This window comes from Rhizobium sp. NPDC090275 (assembly GCF_044772225.1).
In the GTDB taxonomy this organism is placed as follows: domain Bacteria; phylum Pseudomonadota; class Alphaproteobacteria; order Rhizobiales; family Rhizobiaceae; genus Rhizobium.
Genome location: NZ_JBIVYL010000002.1, coordinates 397803 through 412897 on the forward strand (window position 1 = coordinate 397803; position 15095 = coordinate 412897).

General features: G+C 58.5%; 20 protein-coding genes and 1 tRNA gene. 17 read left to right on the top strand and 4 right to left on the bottom strand.

Features of this window, described 5'->3' with window-relative positions:
• The first annotated feature begins 6 nt into the window (after positions 1-6).
• From ACIQUB_RS06270 to ACIQUB_RS06295, 6 genes are read left to right on the top strand one after another with little or no spacing between them, the layout of a single operon-like run.
• Positions 7-537 (top strand): phage GP46 family protein, encoded by a 531-nt coding sequence (locus tag ACIQUB_RS06270; protein WP_402928937.1) that lies wholly within the window; start codon positions 7-9, stop codon positions 535-537.
• Positions 509-1591, top strand: coding sequence for a baseplate J/gp47 family protein (locus tag ACIQUB_RS06275; protein ID WP_402928939.1), 1083 nt, complete (start codon positions 509-511; stop codon positions 1589-1591). The genes ACIQUB_RS06270 and ACIQUB_RS06275 overlap by 29 nt, the downstream gene beginning before the upstream one ends.
• Positions 1581-2369, top strand: a complete 789-nt coding sequence (locus ACIQUB_RS06280; protein WP_402928940.1) for a hypothetical protein — start codon at positions 1581-1583, stop codon at positions 2367-2369. Before ACIQUB_RS06275 ends, ACIQUB_RS06280 begins: the two co-directional genes overlap by 11 nt.
• Positions 2370-2384: 15 nt before the next feature.
• On the top strand, positions 2385-3260 hold the full coding sequence (locus ACIQUB_RS06285) for a hypothetical protein (RefSeq protein WP_402928942.1): 876 nt from the start codon (positions 2385-2387) through the stop codon (positions 3258-3260).
• Positions 3261-3262: 2 nt separating this feature from the next.
• Positions 3263-4252, top strand: a complete 990-nt coding sequence (locus ACIQUB_RS06290; protein ID WP_402928944.1) for a tail fiber protein — start codon at positions 3263-3265, stop codon at positions 4250-4252.
• Positions 4253-4260: 8 nt separating this feature from the next.
• Positions 4261-4821, top strand: a complete 561-nt coding sequence (locus ACIQUB_RS06295) for a hypothetical protein (protein WP_402928945.1) — start codon at positions 4261-4263, stop codon at positions 4819-4821.
• Positions 4822-4827: 6 nt separating this feature from the next.
• On the opposite strand, the gene ACIQUB_RS06300 is transcribed toward ACIQUB_RS06295, so the two are convergent.
• Entirely contained in the window at positions 4828-5919 is a 1092-nt protein-coding gene (locus ACIQUB_RS06300; RefSeq protein WP_402928946.1) for an acyltransferase family protein, read from the bottom strand.
• 147 nt (positions 5920-6066) lie between these two features.
• Between ACIQUB_RS06300 and ACIQUB_RS06305 the strand changes: the two genes are divergently transcribed.
• The 9 genes from ACIQUB_RS06305 (at position 6067) to ACIQUB_RS06345 (ending at position 10893) form a co-directional block, all read left to right on the top strand.
• The gene (locus ACIQUB_RS06305) at positions 6067-6828 is read left to right on the top strand and encodes a lysozyme (RefSeq protein ID WP_402928948.1); all 762 of its coding nucleotides are present in this window, start codon (positions 6067-6069) and stop codon (positions 6826-6828) included.
• Complete coding sequence (locus ACIQUB_RS06310; RefSeq protein WP_402928950.1) at positions 6828-7259, top strand: hypothetical protein; 432 nt, start codon at positions 6828-6830, stop codon at positions 7257-7259. Before ACIQUB_RS06305 ends, ACIQUB_RS06310 begins: the two co-directional genes overlap by 1 nt.
• Positions 7241-7573, top strand: coding sequence for a hypothetical protein (locus tag ACIQUB_RS06315; protein WP_402928952.1), 333 nt, complete (start codon positions 7241-7243; stop codon positions 7571-7573). Before ACIQUB_RS06310 ends, ACIQUB_RS06315 begins: the two co-directional genes overlap by 19 nt.
• Positions 7573-8028, top strand: a complete 456-nt coding sequence (locus ACIQUB_RS06320; protein WP_402928954.1) for a hypothetical protein — start codon at positions 7573-7575, stop codon at positions 8026-8028. The genes ACIQUB_RS06315 and ACIQUB_RS06320 overlap by 1 nt, the downstream gene beginning before the upstream one ends.
• Entirely contained in the window at positions 8012-8356 is a 345-nt protein-coding gene (locus tag ACIQUB_RS06325) for a hypothetical protein (protein ID WP_402928956.1), read from the top strand. The genes ACIQUB_RS06320 and ACIQUB_RS06325 overlap by 17 nt, the downstream gene beginning before the upstream one ends.
• Positions 8357-8484: 128 nt before the next feature.
• Entirely contained in the window at positions 8485-8982 is a 498-nt protein-coding gene (locus tag ACIQUB_RS06330; protein ID WP_402928957.1) for a hypothetical protein, read from the top strand.
• Between the two features lie 134 nt (positions 8983-9116).
• Entirely contained in the window at positions 9117-9401 is a 285-nt protein-coding gene (locus tag ACIQUB_RS06335) for a DUF982 domain-containing protein (protein WP_402928959.1), read from the top strand.
• Between the two features lie 258 nt (positions 9402-9659).
• The gene (locus tag ACIQUB_RS06340; RefSeq protein ID WP_402928961.1) at positions 9660-10331 is read left to right on the top strand and encodes a hypothetical protein; all 672 of its coding nucleotides are present in this window, start codon (positions 9660-9662) and stop codon (positions 10329-10331) included.
• A 1-nt stretch (position 10332) separates the two neighbouring features.
• Positions 10333-10893, top strand: coding sequence for a hypothetical protein (locus ACIQUB_RS06345; RefSeq protein WP_402928963.1), 561 nt, complete (start codon positions 10333-10335; stop codon positions 10891-10893).
• A 578-nt stretch (positions 10894-11471) separates the two neighbouring features.
• Here the strand turns inward: ACIQUB_RS06345 and ACIQUB_RS06350 are convergent.
• From ACIQUB_RS06350 to ACIQUB_RS06360, 3 genes are all read right to left on the bottom strand, one after another.
• Positions 11472-11846, bottom strand: a complete 375-nt coding sequence (locus ACIQUB_RS06350) for a thermonuclease family protein (protein ID WP_402928964.1) — start codon at positions 11844-11846, stop codon at positions 11472-11474.
• Entirely contained in the window at positions 11843-12139 is a 297-nt protein-coding gene (locus ACIQUB_RS06355; protein ID WP_402928966.1) for a hypothetical protein, read from the bottom strand. Before ACIQUB_RS06355 ends, ACIQUB_RS06350 begins: the two co-directional genes overlap by 4 nt.
• A gap of 322 nt (positions 12140-12461) precedes the next feature.
• Positions 12462-12535, bottom strand: a tRNA-Cys gene (locus ACIQUB_RS06360).
• Positions 12536-13256: 721 nt separating this feature from the next.
• On the opposite strand from ACIQUB_RS06360, the gene ACIQUB_RS06365 reads away from it, so the two are divergent.
• Complete coding sequence (locus ACIQUB_RS06365) at positions 13257-13919, top strand: protein-L-isoaspartate O-methyltransferase (protein WP_113237011.1); 663 nt, start codon at positions 13257-13259, stop codon at positions 13917-13919.
• A 222-nt stretch (positions 13920-14141) separates the two neighbouring features.
• On the top strand, positions 14142-15092 hold the full coding sequence (locus tag ACIQUB_RS06370) for a DUF2497 domain-containing protein (protein ID WP_113237012.1): 951 nt from the start codon (positions 14142-14144) through the stop codon (positions 15090-15092).
• The last annotated feature ends 3 nt before the right edge of the window (positions 15093-15095 follow it).

Below are 15095 nucleotides of genomic sequence, written 5' to 3' on the forward strand. Positions count from 1 at the left end.
CATCGCATGCTGAAGATCATTCCGGTCGACGAGGCCGAAGAGCCCTACCGTGCGCCTGATCTCGGGTGGGACGGGATCGTTGGCGACTTGATCTTGAACCCTTTGGATCATGTCGACGCACCAGGTGATCTGCGCGCCGAGCAGGGGCTCGCCACGCAGGTTTTGATTTGCCTCATGACGGACCGGCGGGTCGAGGCAAGCGAGCTGAGAGACGGCGACGAGAACCGTGGATGGATCGGCGACAGTTTCGATGTGGTCGATGGAGAGACGCCGATCGGGTCGAGATTGTGGCTCCTTCGCCGATCTGCCCTGTATCCCGGCATCGAGATAAAAGCGCAGGACTACGCTCGCGAGGCGCTTCAGCCGCTGGTCGATCAGGGTGCCGTCGCCAAGGTCGACGTGACAGCGACCATCGGCATCAATCGGCTCGTTCTTGCCGTTGCGCTTTATGGCCGCAACGGCTCGCAAGTTTACAGCTCGAAATTCGAACTTCTCTGGAGACAGATAGATGGCGTGGGCAATCCGCTCTCTCAGTGATGCGTCTGCGCGTATTCGCGGTCGCTTCCGTCAGTATATGCCGGGTACAGATTCTGCGCTGAAGAACAACTTCGTTACTGTCGTCGTGAAGGTGCTCGCCGCACTCTCGCATGAATTCGAACTGCGCATGGCATTTCTGGCCAAGCAGTTGTTCGTATCGACGGCGACTGGCCAGTTTCTCGCATTGCACGCCAGCGATGTCGGTATCTACCGCAAGCCAGCCTCGGCCGCAGCCGGCAAGATCGTCGGAACCGGCGCGCCAAACGTCACCTATCCCGGCGGCGTCAGGTTCATTTCAGGGAACACGACCTACATCACGGTGACGCCTGCATCTGCCAGCCCGTTGGGCGATGTCATCTTCTCCGTCAAATCGGAAGCGACCGGCTCCCAAACCAATCGGGATGTCGATGGCGTTCTGACCGTAGCTGATCCTGTCCTCTATCCCGCCTTGTCGAGCGAGTTTCTCGTCGGCGCCGATGGCCTTGGCGGCGGGGCAGATGTCGAGGACGATGACAGCTTGCGGGCGAGGGCGCTCCATCGGAAGCGCAATCCGCCAGGTGGCGGAAAGCTCTCGGACTATGAAGAGATTGCGCTCTCGGTGCCCGGCGTCATCAAGGCGTGGGCTTTCCGTCAGTCCCTCGCTCCCGGCTTCATCGCGGTGTTCTTCCTGTTCGATGGGCGCCCGAATTCCATCCCCTCGGCCGGGGACGTGACGACGGTGCAAGGCGCGATCGAGGCCGCAAGGTTGATCCGGATCGATGACAGCGTGGTAGTTGCTCCGACGCCGCGACCGATCGACATCATCATAAACGGTTTGAGCAACGACACTGCCGATGTCCGGCAGTCGATCGAGACGGCGATCGCGGCCATGTACATCGAGAAATGCCGGCCGGGCATAGCTGGTGACACCTTCGCAGTGTCCCGTTCATGGATATCGGAGGCCATATCCGAGGCGACCGGCGAGGATCGGCACGTTCTGGCCTTGCCGCTCGACGATGTGATCATGACGAATGGACAGTTTCCGGTTCCGGGGGCGATGACCTATGGCGCGTAGTCCTGCCTTCAACACGATCACCCGCTCGGCGCGCGACATAGATGGTGGAGAGGCATTGCCTTCTCCCTACGACGCGCTTGCGGCGCCGGCGAATGACGATCTGATCACCGCAGCTCTTTCGATGTGGCCGACAGGTCCAGCCTGGGGGTCGCCGGACGGAGCAGCGGTGTCGCTCGGATCAATGCTCGCCCGCTTCACGCGCGTGCTGCTCGATCCCTTCGTATGGCTTTATGCCAGAGCCTTCGCCTTGACGCGCGAAGCAAGTCTGCAGGGCATCACCGAGTTGCTTCCCGAATGGGAGAACGATCATGGATTGCCCGAACCATGCTTCGCGCTCACCGAGCAGACCACGGCGCAGCGCATGATGTCGCTCAGCCGGAAGGTTCGTGCCGAGGGGGTCAACCATCCGGAAGAATTCGTTCGCCTGGCGCTCGACTATGGTTTCGAGATCGAGATCGAAGAGCCGGCGATCTTCGAATGCGGCTTTTCCGAGATCGCCGGCCGCCACACGGTCGGGCCTTCGTATGAGGAAACCTACTGGATCGTCAGGGTGAGGGACACTGCCATCAGCTATTTCGAGGCTGGTGTCGGCGAGGCGGGATACGACCCGCTGTTTTCCTTCGGGGCGTCCGAGCAGCTTCTTTGCCTTCTACGCAAGATGGCGCCGGCGTGGACGCTTCCGGTTCTTGCTCCATGGATCAACTACGCCGCAATCGGCGACGGTACCGGTCGGGTTCTCGGCGACGAGCACGGCAACATCATCGGCGTCATCATCTAACTGTTTGAGGAAAAGATGAAGTACAACCCTCCCTACGGCAGTGCCGATCCCAATGCTCCGTTCGCGGATCGCAACACGCCTGCAGCGACATCAGGCTCTCGCGTGCCGGCGGCCGCAATCGAGTATCCGCAGCGTGAAATCATGGCCGTCATTGATGCCGCAGGTCTCTCCGCGTCGAATGCCGACCTCACGCAGCTTCTCCAGGCGATCAATCACCTTATCGCGGCCGCTACTGGCGGCGCCGGCGATCCCAACTACGTTCTGATGACGCAGGCTCGCGTTCGCCTGCCGATCTTTCCAGAAGTGCAGGCTTCGGATGGCATCATCCCGATTATTTCACCTGGTGCCGGTCAGGTGCGTGTGCCGGCGGGATACAACTTCATCCACCGTGGCATATTCCTCGTGACGACGGTGCAGACCGACTTCGTGACGATGGCCAGCAAGACCTATCACTTGCGCTGGGCGCCGGACACGGGGTTCGTGCTGAAGGATCTCGCCGACGGGACATACAACCCCGGCGGCCTAGCCGAAGGTAACGCTGCTTTCGATAGCGCCTACGACAATATGCTTGTCGCACGCGTCGTCACGAATGCGTCCAACGGCCCGACCATCACGAGCCTGGTGAACAAGAACCGGATGAGCGCTGACGGCATGGTGACAGTGAATGCAACGCCGTTTGGCGGAGCCGCCTCCACTCCCGTGACGTTGAACTGGGCACGCCGGCCCTTGGTGGCAACGAAGGCCACCACAGCCATCCTGGATCACAACACTGCGAACTGTGAGGTTGATACCGGCGTCGAGGTGAACGACCGCTACTCGATTGGCTGCTTCTATCGGCGCACATCGAACCAGGGCGACGGCGGAAACATTTTCTATCAGGCATGGTTGTAGTCATGGACGATATCGTACTCATCAATGAGCTCAATCCGGATGCAGCTACGCGCAACCACGTTGTCCCCGCTGTAAACGGGGCTGGGGCAGCAACACGTCTGTCGATTGGCGACATTCTCGACCTGTACGATCTCGTCGGGAAGCTCGGGGCGGGAACCATCGACAACAGTTTCGATGATACCGACAAACTTCTGTACATGACCGGCGCGGCACTAAAGCTTGGAACGGTGGCGGGGCTGATTGCATCGTTGCGTAATCAGGTCCCCGTCGGCCTCATCATGCCGATGGCAACCCCCATTGCGCCGGCCGGGGCATTGAAAGCGAACGGAGCAGCATATTCCAGGACCACCTATGCCGCCCTGTTTGCCGAGCTCGTCACCAACCAGGGCTTCAGCGCGCAGACATTCACGGTGTCGATCGCTGCTCCTGCGGTCATAACAAGAGCCGGCCACGGCTTTGTCGGTGGCGAGCGCCTCCGTCTGAGTACCACCGGTGCGCTGCCGACAGGTTTGAACACGACGTCGGATTTCTTTGTCATCTATGTCGATGCCAACACCTTCCGCTTGGCAAGCACCCAGGCAAACCAGCAGTTGGGCACGGCCGTGACTACGACAGGTGCTCAATCGGGAACCCACTCATACACCCGTAGCCTTTGGGGGTTGGGGGATGGATCAACGACCTTCAACGTCCCGGATCTCCGGGGCGAGCATCTTCGCGGGTGGGATGATACGCGTGGCGTCGATCTTAGCCGTGTGTTCGGCTCATATCAGCACGACACCTTCCAAGGTCACTGGCACCGATTGATTCTCTCGTCAGCAGGAGGCGTCGGTTCTGCCCCGCAGCCCGCCGCGACCAATACGGCGAACAACGGTCTGAATACCGACAGTGTTGGCGTTCAGCAGCCAGTCACGGACTTTGCAAATGGCGCGCCAAGGGTCAGCGCGGAAACGCGTGGACGTAACGTTGCGACCGCATTCTGCATCAAATTTTGAGGTCTGAGATGGAAATCTATCACTATCATCCCGCCACTCTCGAATTTCTCACTGCGTCCGAAGCGGATGAAAGTCCGCTCGAGCCGGGCGTTGTCGTGATACCTGCCCACGCAACCATCGTGGCGCCCCCGGTCGCGGTCGCAGGGTACGCGCGCGTTTGGAACCTCGATCAGGAAGCTTGGGGTCAACTCGAGGATCATCGTGGCGAGACCTGGTGGATCGTATCGACGGGCGCCCTTGTTTATATCTCATTCATTGGCGACCCGTCTGAGCAAGGGCTTACAAATGTCGAGCCGCCACCGGTGATCCCGACCGAATATACGCTGCCTGCTGACCTGCCGTGGGACCGAATGACGGAGAGCGAAGCAGAGCTCATTCAGGATGGCGTCGACGCCGCGCCAGCGAAAACCCGCAACATGATCAATAAGGCGACATCCTTCACTACGGGGACGGACGCTTTTACTAAATTCAAGGCGATCATCACGGCTATCGTCGGCGCTGAAAGAGCCGACGCGATAATGGGTTATCCTTTGGAGGCGGCGGCAGTTGTTCTCGAAGAGATGGCCTAATTGAAGTTAGGATACAGCCAAACTCTCTTTCGCATTCGTTTGCGATATCGCCTTGGCAACAACCCTGCCAAGGGTCATCGATGGAACCTCGATCAGCCTGTAGATAGCGCTGCACACGATGAGGCAGGCGGCAGCAGTGCCTATCCATACGAAGGCAAACTGGTACGTTCCCTGCAATCCTAACGCCTGACCGAAAGAGGTAATCTGGTCGAGCAGGAAGAAGTGCGAAATATACATGGAGAAGCTAACTACCCCAAAAGCGGAGAGCGCCTTGTTTGACAGTGGTCTCCCGGCTCCAAAACTCATCGCCAAGACTATGGCCCCGAACGTCAAGCCGTAGAGAGGCAGGTCGTGCAAACGGAAAATCATCACGCTAACAGTGCCCATAATGCCAAGCGCAAGTCCTGTATTCGCCATTGCAAGCCACGGTCCTTTTAGATCCGACTTGGCGGCCGCTCGGATGCGGTATGCCGCAACCCCTGCCGCAAACGCGGTGACCTGGGACGGAAGCGACAAGAAACAGAAATCTGCCATCGTGGCCGGGTCGCTTCCAGGGAATGCTGTTGAAACGGCGAGTTGGGAGTATCTGAGCCAAGCGTCCGAAACGATGTAGGCTATGGCCAACCCAATCAATGATGAGCGAACGTTACGAAGGGCGAGGATCACCAGCGGGAAGATTGCATAGAACGCCATCTCTACGGCGATAGACCATCCGCCAGGAACGATCAGGTTGATCGTGGTGGGAAAGAACCCGTGCATGAAGGTCGCTGTTGCCGCAACATGCCAAAATTCGATGCCCGATGGCGCCGTTGGTCGAGGCCCATATCCGTAAAGAAAAAGGTAGAAGCAGATGCCAAGCCAAAAGACTGGGGCAATCCGGAAAAAGCGGCGAGCGTAGAAGGGCAATGCGCCGTCGTTCCTGCGGTCCCAGGATGCGGCCAGTGTGTACGCCGACACGGTGAAGAAGAGTTGCACGCCTCGGGCGCCCCAGTAAGTAAGAGTGTCAAAGCCCTCGACATGCTGGCCCGCGTGAACCGTCAGCACCAGTAGAATAGCTACGCCTCGAAGCGTGTTGATGAAATCCAACTTCCCGTCCATGCACCTGCCCCTGCACAACCTTCGGCTTCACTTATTAGATAAAGCCGAACGCTTTGCAAAGGGTGCCCGGTCGGAATGAACCACATTTCCTGCGCTCCGTCAGCGCTGAACTCCAACATATGAACTTCCGAAATAGGAGAGTTTTCCATGCTCGTTACCAACTGGCGGCGCGTAGTCGCGATCTCTTTGAGCTTCTGGATGCAGGTCTCCGGCCTGGCGGTACTCATCTTTCCCGAGCTTAAATACAAATGGACGGGAGAAGATTCCGATCCCGTCTTTTTCTGGTGGCTCGGCGTACTGCTGCTGGCCGCCGGTATCGTGGGCCGTCTCTATGAGCAGGGCGTGTCGAAAATCCGGGAGTGGTTTCGTATCGTCGGCGTTGTCGTGGTCCTTGCGCTGCTGGCGCTTCTGCTCGCTACGACCGTGCGTGCGGCGCCGGCGAGCGAGGCTGAAACGCTCGATATAGCGGTTCCATTCATTCTTCAGAAGGAAGGGGTGAAGCTCGTCGCCTATCTCGATATGGTCGGCGTGCCGACGATCTGCGGTGGATTGACCACGGCGGCCGGCATGAAGGTCTATATCGGCATGCCGGCGATGAGCATGGCGGAATGCCTGGCGCTAATGCGCCTGAAGGTGGCCGAGTATCGCGACGGTCTTCATCGCTATTTCACGCCAGCGACCATCCGGGATCGTCTGCCCGCCACGCGCGATACGGCCTATACCTCGCTGGCCTATAACATCGGTGTCGGCACAGCCGGCAACAGCACGGCCGTGCGGCGGCTCAATGCCGGCCAGGTCGCGGCTGGTTGTCAGGCGATCGGATGGTTCAACAAGGCGGGTGGGCGGGTCATCCGCGGTCTTTTCGAAAGGCGGAAGGATGAAATCTCCCTCTGCATGAAGGGCATCTGATGTTCGGGAAACTCACCGATATCATCAAGATCCCTGCCGCTATCCTGTTCGGGCTCGCGATCGGCCTTGCCGTGATGCTCTTCGCCTATGAGGGCATCCGGATGCCAATTGTAGGCCAGCTCGTCAACGGCAAGGTTCAGGATGTGGTCACGGCTGCACTTGCTCAACAGAAGGCCGTTTGCGACGGACGCATCGAAAAGCTTTCCTCGTCGACCGAGTTGGCAGCGCTGAAGGCGACGCTGGATCGCGAGCGCGCACTGCGCCGGATGGCTGACGAGGCGGCGGCCCAGGCCGATGAGAGAGCGTTTGCTGCTGAGCGGCAGAAAACTGCCGACCAGGCGACGATAGCGAGGCTGTTGGCTGAAGCCATGGCTGACACGGGTCTGTCGCGACCCAACGAAAGGGACCGGGCATGGCAAGCAAAACACTGATGGGCGTGACGCTGGCTATGGGACTGGTCGGTTGCCAAACGGCGTCAGACGATGCAAAGGCGCAGATCAGGCTGAACGCCGCTGCGGTGGCGGTCGGGCAGACGAAGGCGCAGCCCCCGAAACTCGTCCTTCCTGGTTCGTGTACGGCAAAGGTCGATCGCGTGGTCGATGCGGACGAGCCGTGGGTCATCCACAATTGGCGTTGGCAGGTATCGGCCGATGACCGGGATCGGAAGGCGGTCGACTGCGGTGCCTGGGCCGAAGATTACAATCGACGTCTCGCCGAACTTCAGCAACACGGAGGGTCGAACTGATGGCCTCGGAGCCTTACGTCGGACCTGGCGTGTGGATACGCGTCAAACACCGGTTCGGCGCACGCATGATGGAATGGTTCTATGCCAGCCACACGGCTGCGTGGGGCGTCGTCCTTATACTGAGCGACCATCTTTTCGATCAGCCTGCCTGGTCGGGGTTCAGGGATATATTCCGGAATGAAGCATTGCTTGGTTGGATCATGGTGCTGCTCGGCGCGCTGCGTGTCGGTGGCCTCATCGTCAACGGCGCTCGTAAGAACGTCACTCCGATGATCCGGCAGGTATCAGCAGGCATAGGCTGTCTCATCTGGGTCGGCATTACATACTGCTATGCATCCTCGAATGTCTTGAGCACCTGGCTCGCCATCTATCCGCTCTTTGCGGTCGGCGAACTTGTCAACATCCACCGTGCAGCTCATGACCAAGGGGAAATAAGGAATGGAAAAGCTGGTTGATCTGCCGCCGGTTGCTTTGGTCACACTGGGCGCGACGCTCGCAGTCATCATCGCCGTGCGCTGGCTGGGGCTGACAGTCGGCGAGAAAGCATCTCCAGTTAAGAGCGGCGCGGCCGCTCAGGTAGCGGCTGTCATCGTTGATCCGACGGCTTTGGTGAACGCCACGGCAGCAGTTGATCGCCTCACGCATGAGTTGGAAGCACAGCGCGTCTTGGCGAAAGATGGCGTGCACATGCTTTGCCGAAGGGTAGAGGCGCTGGGGGACGAAGTGGAAGGCTTAGCAGGGTCTCTCGACAAGCTTATCCTTGAGATGGCACGGAAGCGATGATCCTAAAGGAGCGCGGCTCAACGGCCTCCTTGGTAACGCTATTTGAAATTTGCGGTTGCTTTCCAGTTCAGCCACAGCAAGATTACGCCCCTGTAACAAGGGGGTGGAAAGTGCTTCGAGTCATATCCATGGCGGTCGCCGTTTCGTTGACTTTGGCGATGCCAAGTTACGCCGGGTTTCAAACTTGGTCCGTCGATCGAGAGTCTGATCCGTTCTCGGGCGGAGAGAGCGTCTCTGTAGACTTCATGTCATCGCTCCGCTCAGGCGTAATCGTGCTGTGCGACACTGCCAAAAAAGGCCTCATCGTTCGAGCAATCCCTGGCTTCGACTACGACACAAGGCTTTCTGGCCTAACACCGACTGTCAAATTCGCTTTCGACGGCAAGCTACTATTCAGTGCAGCCGGAGAGACGGGATCGGTTGGGAACAGCCTCGCTGTGTCTCAGGTCACGTTGATCGATGATCAGGCAAAGCAGTTTGTAGAAGCTTTTGCAGCGGCTAAGAAGCAGATTGCCATTGATGATGGCATAGCAGACAAGCCGCACCTGCTTACTGCTAGAGGATCAACCAATTCAGGGCAGGCAATTGTGGCCTGCATCGAGAAGCAAAACCAGTCGGGAGAGTGACGGTTCGCCCTTGCGAAACAACTCACCTTTGCCGCGCGCGTGGTGTGGTGCCTCCATAACTCCTTGATTTGACTCGGAACGAATCACTTTGTCACCAGTTCATTCGCATCCACTGTCAGCCGAGGTGATGCGTTATGGCCAGCTTTTCGCTTACCCCGATCGAGCCGCTCGAAGTTGAGATACGTGGCATCGGGCAGTACGCTCCCGCCGAGACCGTTGAGGAGATGGTATCATTCCTCGTGTCGGAATGGCCGGACAAAACGAAGCCGGGGTTTCACAGCGCGCTAGCCAGATCGATCGATGCCATGGTGATGGCGGCTGAGCCATCCGCCGCCCGCGTCGCCTTCGTTGACGCCGCCCACGCGGCCGGCATGCACGTTCTTCCCGACGATATGGCGGAGATCCGTAAAGCGAGCTAATCGCCATGGTTCGAGCCAAGCCTCTCCAGTCGAGCGACAAGCCGCTCCGCAGCCGCGCGCGCAAGCCTCGCGACCCAGCGCAGCCGAACCTTGCTGGCGTGAGGTCACGTGAGTGGCGCACCTTTCCTCCATTGCAATCGCAGAATGAATGATGCAGTTTGCGGAAAACTCTTGCTGATAAGAATGACCATGTGGAAATCGCAAAGTATACAGCTCGTATGGTTCTTAAGTTCCGTGGAGAACGTACGGGCTAGTAAGGTGTTCGAGGAACTCACTGGCTCTGAGCCGGTAAGCTATCAAAGTAATCGTGTGCCAAATCCGACGAATCCATTCCTTGGCGTGGCTAATGGCCCCCATGAAGGCTTCGAATTCAGCGTGCAGATCCAGCCCGGCCGAATGGATTTAGTCCTCACGCCGGCTATGGACGGTCAGGAAAACGCGGAAGGGCTCCTTCTTGTCGAAACTGAAAAGGCGGTTCGCACCGCTGTTGCAGCGGCCGCAAACGTTGGCGACATTTCGCCAATCCGTTTGGCGCTGATCATCAATTTGTTTGAGCCATCCGAAAGCTTGAGCGTTTCCCGCGCGACCATCGAAGAGAGGATCGGTTTCTCCCCCAACATCGGCGAATACTCGGATCTGGTTTTTCAAATCAATCGCCGGAAACAGCTGGCCTCACCCGAGATCGAAATAAATCGGCTTCTTCGATATGGAAGTATCACACTTCAAACATTCTCAGTCAGCTTCCAACCCGGCGGAGTTCCTTCACCAGTAACCGTCGCTCAGTTCGGGGCCAGTCTGATGGTTGATATTAATACGATCATCGACGGACGGACCTTCAGCAAGGCCGATACCGACACTATATTCAGTCAAATCGCTGGGGAGGCGCTGAGGATCGCTGCCTCCGGGAAAACTGGTTCGCTGGAGGGCTGAGATGAGACAGGTAAAAGGGAAAGCGCTTTTCCCGCGCGTAGCGAATTGGAAAGCGGGCATTGCAGCCAGCAGTGCAGTTCAGGTGGCACCGTCGTCATCGTCGTCTTCCGCGAGCGTTGAGCCGCTCTCGTACTACACTGCCGAACTTGTCTCTTACGCCCGCCCAAATAGCGTTCGCAGCGCGAAATTTTCTGCGGTTCAGGAAGCACTTCTAACGCTTTGTATGCTGCCGGAAGAGCATCCGTTGTACCTGGATCCGAAGGCGTCGTCGCGCGCCTCAGCCTTGCTCGGCGTCCTGTCTTCAAATCTCAATATTTCCCCGCCCAAATTATTCCCGCAAGATGGGGAGGCTGCCGTTCTTACGTGGGATTTAGGGATGATCAAACGACTGCTGACAGTGGATGCCGATGATACTGATCTCATGGATATCAGTCGCAGAACATTCATGCGGTGTGATCACGAGCTTCCTGAGGATGAGACCCAGCAGCTTTCAGCGCTCCTCACTGAATTGGGCGCCCAGCATTCAATGCTTCCCGGTTCGTTAGTGGATGAAGATGCTTGAAGGAGATACGGTGTGTAGGGCCGTGCTCTATCCAAGGTGCGCCAAGAATGGGTCGTTTGACGAAGCTGCGTTGCTCCAGTTCGGCGATGTATATCGCGATGGGAGAATGTATGCGCTTTCGCTAGCATCGCGCTTTCTGCTCAAAGACGAGGAGGGAGCCCACGGATACGGGCGAAGGGCCGCCGGTGTGGCGAACGGTATATTCGCAGAAAAGCACGGAGCTGAGCCTCTAGGCGAAGATCGCGTACACTATCTCGGGTTCTATGACATCGAGTACGGCCCGCTTTCGAAGGTGTCCCTTGAGCATTACCATTCTAGGCTAACTTGGAAGATTGAGCATGGCGAACATGCGCACTTTCAACTCGAGTGGGTGCTCACTAGCAAGCTTCCGCCCGGCAATAAAACTGACAAAGTCCTTAGGAAGGACAGGTCAGCCGCCCGAACTATCATTTCGTTCTTGCTGAGTGGTCCCGTAAGAGATCCACAAGTGGATAGTGAACTCCTACCGTTCGATTTACCCAACTTGCCTCGCCCCCTGGCTGCATAGCAAAAGGCCATTTGGGGCGAGGCAACTCCCTCTAGGCACACCAGTCATTGCGGTGCCCCGGCCGCCACGTCCTGGCGAACCCTTCCTTGAGCAGGGTTTGCCCTACCTCTGACCCGTCGTTCCGATAGATGTTCACCAGCGGCCGGCGGGCAGGGGTCTTGTCCTTTACCCCATAGAACTCGACCGTAAGGCCTACCTCGGCCAATATCTCTTTCAGCCTTCCCTTGGCCAACAGCGCCAGCTTGCGTTCCTTCATGCACTTGGCATGACTTCCGATCTCCGGCGAATCGATGCCACTCTGGAACGGCACTCCCTCTCCAAGCAGTCTTAAGTTCTGGCCGTCGCATGTGACAGTATCGCCGTCGACGACGGTCAGGCTAGCACATACCAGCAGCGTGGCGATCATTGCTTGCTCCCCTTCATTCCGTTCGCCGCCATCAGGTCATGATATCGCTCTTCGACCTTGCGCATAGCCTCGCGGCCTTCATCGGCATAGCCCGAATGCGGCAACACCCTGTTCCTGATCTTCATCGGGCCATGCAGGTTCCACATCCACTTCCCCTTCGTCGGCCCATGCGGCTGCAACTGTATCCTCCCTATCCCGATCTCCCCGTCATAGCCCGACCAGTCGGAATCGCGAGGTTTGTCGCGCTCGTCCAGCTTCGTGCGGCGCCAGTGGTATAGGGGTTGATAGGGCATTCGTTCAGTCTAGCAGTGAGGGGCGCCGGATAAAATTCCCAAAAGAAATCAATCGCCCCAAAATTCCCCTCACATCAAGCCACTTTCATTGTTTTCGCTTGATAATTCTGAATAATTGGTAGTCCTGCAGGGATTCTCAGAGATGGTGGCCGCGATCGGGCCGGCGATAAATCTCGCGTCGAATCGATAGTTGCCGATCGGCCAAACCGGGAACGCATTGCCACACCTCGATTTGGTGTGGCGGAACGGTTCAAGTCCAAACTGCCACACCGGAAAAATTCCGGTGCTTTTTCAGCAAGATAAAAATGTGGTGTGAAGATATTGGAGGCCTCGCCCGGAATTGAACCGGGGTACAAGGATTTGCAGTCCTCTGCGTCACCACTCCGCCACGAGGCCTCACGACGCTTACTTTCGAAAGCGTGGGCGGCATTTAGAATGAATAGAAAACAAGCGCAAGGGGGTTGTTCAAAAACCTGAGGGATTTCAGACGACAAAATTCGCGACGGACATGGTTCGCGCAAACCTGCCGCATAACAGGTCCGACTGCCCGCTGCCGAGCCTGCTACCAAGTTGGTCAGTTGGCGCGCTGCAACGAAACGAGCGGGGACACACCATTGGTCGCGACACCAGGCACGCTCGCGTGTACGAGCGGTATCATCACGATGATCGCGAATAGGCCCCCGATAAAGAGACCACCCAAGAGAGCTGATTTCGCCATGACACCCCGCTGGCCATCGTTCTTATTGGTTAAAGTCATCGCTAATAAAGCTGACGGCCACCTGAACGTCTTGGTTGCGGGAGACGATGTTTAACTCTCAGCCTGTCTCTTTTCCGAGCAAGCCGCAGCACATGATGGCGATCAGCGCGGCGACGATGAAAAAGTCGAACAGCGAGAAATATTCAGCTATGACTGACATGATCTTCTCCTCCTTATTCCTCCGGTTGCAATATTATCACAATCTCATGAACGTCACCATGGATTTTTGAGAAGGCTTAAGGGGAGTGGCCGTGATGTCCGAATTCTTGCTGCAGTCGCTCACGAAGCCTTGAAAGCCGGTTGCCCTGCGATTAAGACACGGGTGAGCAATAAGCGCTTTTCATTGGGCGAGAGGACACTATGAATTTCGAGACGGCACGCGCCAACATGGTCGACAACCAGATCCGCACCACGGATGTCACCTCTCACTCCGTTCAGGCCGCTTTCCTTGCCGTGCCGCGTGAGGCTTTCGTTCCGGAAAAGTCGAAGGCAATCTCCTACATCGACACCGACGTCGAAATCTGTCCGGCGGCCGCAGGCAAGCCGGCGCGTTTCCTGATGCAGCCGTCGCCGCTCGCCAAGCTGCTGCAGCTTGCTGCCGTGACGAAGCATGACGTTGTTCTCGATGTCGGCTGCGGCACGGGTTATGTCTCCGCACTCTTCTCCAAGCTCGCCGGTTCCGTCGTGGCTCTGGAAGAAGACGAAGCGCTTGCCGCCGAGGCAACGGCAAACCTTGCCGATTACGCCAACGTCTCCGTCGTCACGGGATCGCTTGAATCCGGCAGCGCCAAGGGCGCACCCTACGACCTGATCTTCGTCAACGGCGCGGTGGAAGAAGTTCCGGCTTCGCTCTTCTCGCAGTTGCGTGAAGGTGGTCGCCTTGTCACCATCAAGGGATATGGCGGCTCGGCGCGTGCGACGGTGTTTGTCAGCGAGCGCGGCGCGGTCTCCGAAAACGTCTTCTTCAACGCTTCCGTCAAGCCGCTGCCGGGCTTCGCCAAGGCACGTGAATTCGTTTTCTAAGCAACGCGCGACGTGGGTTCTTGATGATGCGGGCGCCACTGGCGCCCGTTTCTGTTTCAGGCGGACCTTCGAAGCAGTCATTGACCTTTGAGAAAACTGTGCAAAGCGGCAGTCATTTGATTCGCGATGATTTTTTTCCCCGATCGGCTATCCTACAGTCTGGGTGATTCGGATGCCGACACCTCGCAATCCGGTCGTTGTTTGAGAATAACGGGGATAGATATGGCTCAGCCAAGCGTAGCGCGTGAACCGTCCATGGAAGAAATCCTGGCGTCGATCCGCCAGATCATCGAAAGCAATGAGCCGGGCGCGGGCAGGGCACTCTCCGCATCGCTGCCGCCTGTTTACGGTGACGATGAAGACGATCACGGCTCCGACATTCATCTGACGGTTGATCAGGCCTATGCCGGCGTGGAATTCCCCGATCCCGCACCGCAGCAGACCGATCCGCGCTTCGTCGCCGCCAATTCCGCGGGCTCCGCACCCGCTCAGGAAGCGCCGCGCGCCGCCATGTCGCTCGCCGATGTCGCCGCCCGCGTTCGCGCCGCCTCCGAGCGCAACACGCTTCAGCCGCAGCGCGAACCGCCCCTCGAGTTCCGCCAGCAGCCGGCGCCTGTGGCACCGGCTCCCGTCATGGACGCCCAGCCGCAGCAGGTAGTCGAGGAGCACCCGGTGGTGCAGCAGGCTGCTCCGGCGCCGCAGCGCGCACCCGAGCCCGTGCTGGCTGACGAACCGGCCGCAACGGCGTTCGAAATGCCGCCTCATCAGCCGGTCGCAGAAGTCGAGACCGCTCAGCCCGCGGCAGCGCCGGTTCAGGAGCAGGTCGCGATCGCTCCGCCCATTGCCGCTTCGCCGATGTCAGCCGCGCCGATCTCGGCACAACCGATCTACGCCGAGCCGGTCTCCGCGCCGCTGTCGGATCGCCTTCTGCCGAGCCTGATGGACGAAACCCAGCAGTCGCTGCTGTCGCAGGATGCCGGCCTGCAGATTGCCCGCTCCTTCGAGGAACTGGCCGCCGCCATCGATGGCGCCGAGCGCCGCTCGCTGGACGAGATCGCCGAAGACATGCTGCGCCCGATGCTGCGCGACTGGCTCGACGACAACCTGCCGACGCTGGTCGAGCGCCTCGTGCGCGAAGAGATCGAGCGCGTGGCGCGCGGCCCGCGCCGCTGATCG

Coding starts and splice junctions, on each gene's coding strand:
- ACIQUB_RS06305 (WP_402928948.1), top strand. CDS start 6,067: ATGCTCGTTACCAACTGGCGGCGCGTAGTCGCGATCTCTTTGAGCTTC.
- ACIQUB_RS06310 (WP_402928950.1), top strand. CDS start 6,828: ATGTTCGGGAAACTCACCGATATCATCAAGATCCCTGCCGCTATCCTG.
- ACIQUB_RS06280 (WP_402928940.1), top strand. CDS start 1,581: ATGGCGCGTAGTCCTGCCTTCAACACGATCACCCGCTCGGCGCGCGAC.
- ACIQUB_RS06325 (WP_402928956.1), top strand. CDS start 8,012: ATGGAAAAGCTGGTTGATCTGCCGCCGGTTGCTTTGGTCACACTGGGC.
- ACIQUB_RS06370 (WP_113237012.1), top strand. CDS start 14,142: ATGGCTCAGCCAAGCGTAGCGCGTGAACCGTCCATGGAAGAAATCCTG.
- ACIQUB_RS06300 (WP_402928946.1), bottom strand. CDS start 5,919: ATGGACGGGAAGTTGGATTTCATCAACACGCTTCGAGGCGTAGCTATT.
- ACIQUB_RS06285 (WP_402928942.1), top strand. CDS start 2,385: ATGAAGTACAACCCTCCCTACGGCAGTGCCGATCCCAATGCTCCGTTC.
- ACIQUB_RS06345 (WP_402928963.1), top strand. CDS start 10,333: ATGAGACAGGTAAAAGGGAAAGCGCTTTTCCCGCGCGTAGCGAATTGG.
- ACIQUB_RS06355 (WP_402928966.1), bottom strand. CDS start 12,139: ATGCCCTATCAACCCCTATACCACTGGCGCCGCACGAAGCTGGACGAG.
- ACIQUB_RS06320 (WP_402928954.1), top strand. CDS start 7,573: ATGGCCTCGGAGCCTTACGTCGGACCTGGCGTGTGGATACGCGTCAAA.
- ACIQUB_RS06335 (WP_402928959.1), top strand. CDS start 9,117: ATGGCCAGCTTTTCGCTTACCCCGATCGAGCCGCTCGAAGTTGAGATA.
- ACIQUB_RS06295 (WP_402928945.1), top strand. CDS start 4,261: ATGGAAATCTATCACTATCATCCCGCCACTCTCGAATTTCTCACTGCG.
- ACIQUB_RS06290 (WP_402928944.1), top strand. CDS start 3,263: ATGGACGATATCGTACTCATCAATGAGCTCAATCCGGATGCAGCTACG.
- ACIQUB_RS06275 (WP_402928939.1), top strand. CDS start 509: ATGGCGTGGGCAATCCGCTCTCTCAGTGATGCGTCTGCGCGTATTCGC.
- ACIQUB_RS06350 (WP_402928964.1), bottom strand. CDS start 11,846: ATGATCGCCACGCTGCTGGTATGTGCTAGCCTGACCGTCGTCGACGGC.
- ACIQUB_RS06330 (WP_402928957.1), top strand. CDS start 8,485: ATGGCGGTCGCCGTTTCGTTGACTTTGGCGATGCCAAGTTACGCCGGG.
- ACIQUB_RS06315 (WP_402928952.1), top strand. CDS start 7,241: ATGGCAAGCAAAACACTGATGGGCGTGACGCTGGCTATGGGACTGGTC.
- ACIQUB_RS06365 (WP_113237011.1), top strand. CDS start 13,257: ATGAATTTCGAGACGGCACGCGCCAACATGGTCGACAACCAGATCCGC.
- ACIQUB_RS06270 (WP_402928937.1), top strand. CDS start 7: ATGCTGAAGATCATTCCGGTCGACGAGGCCGAAGAGCCCTACCGTGCG.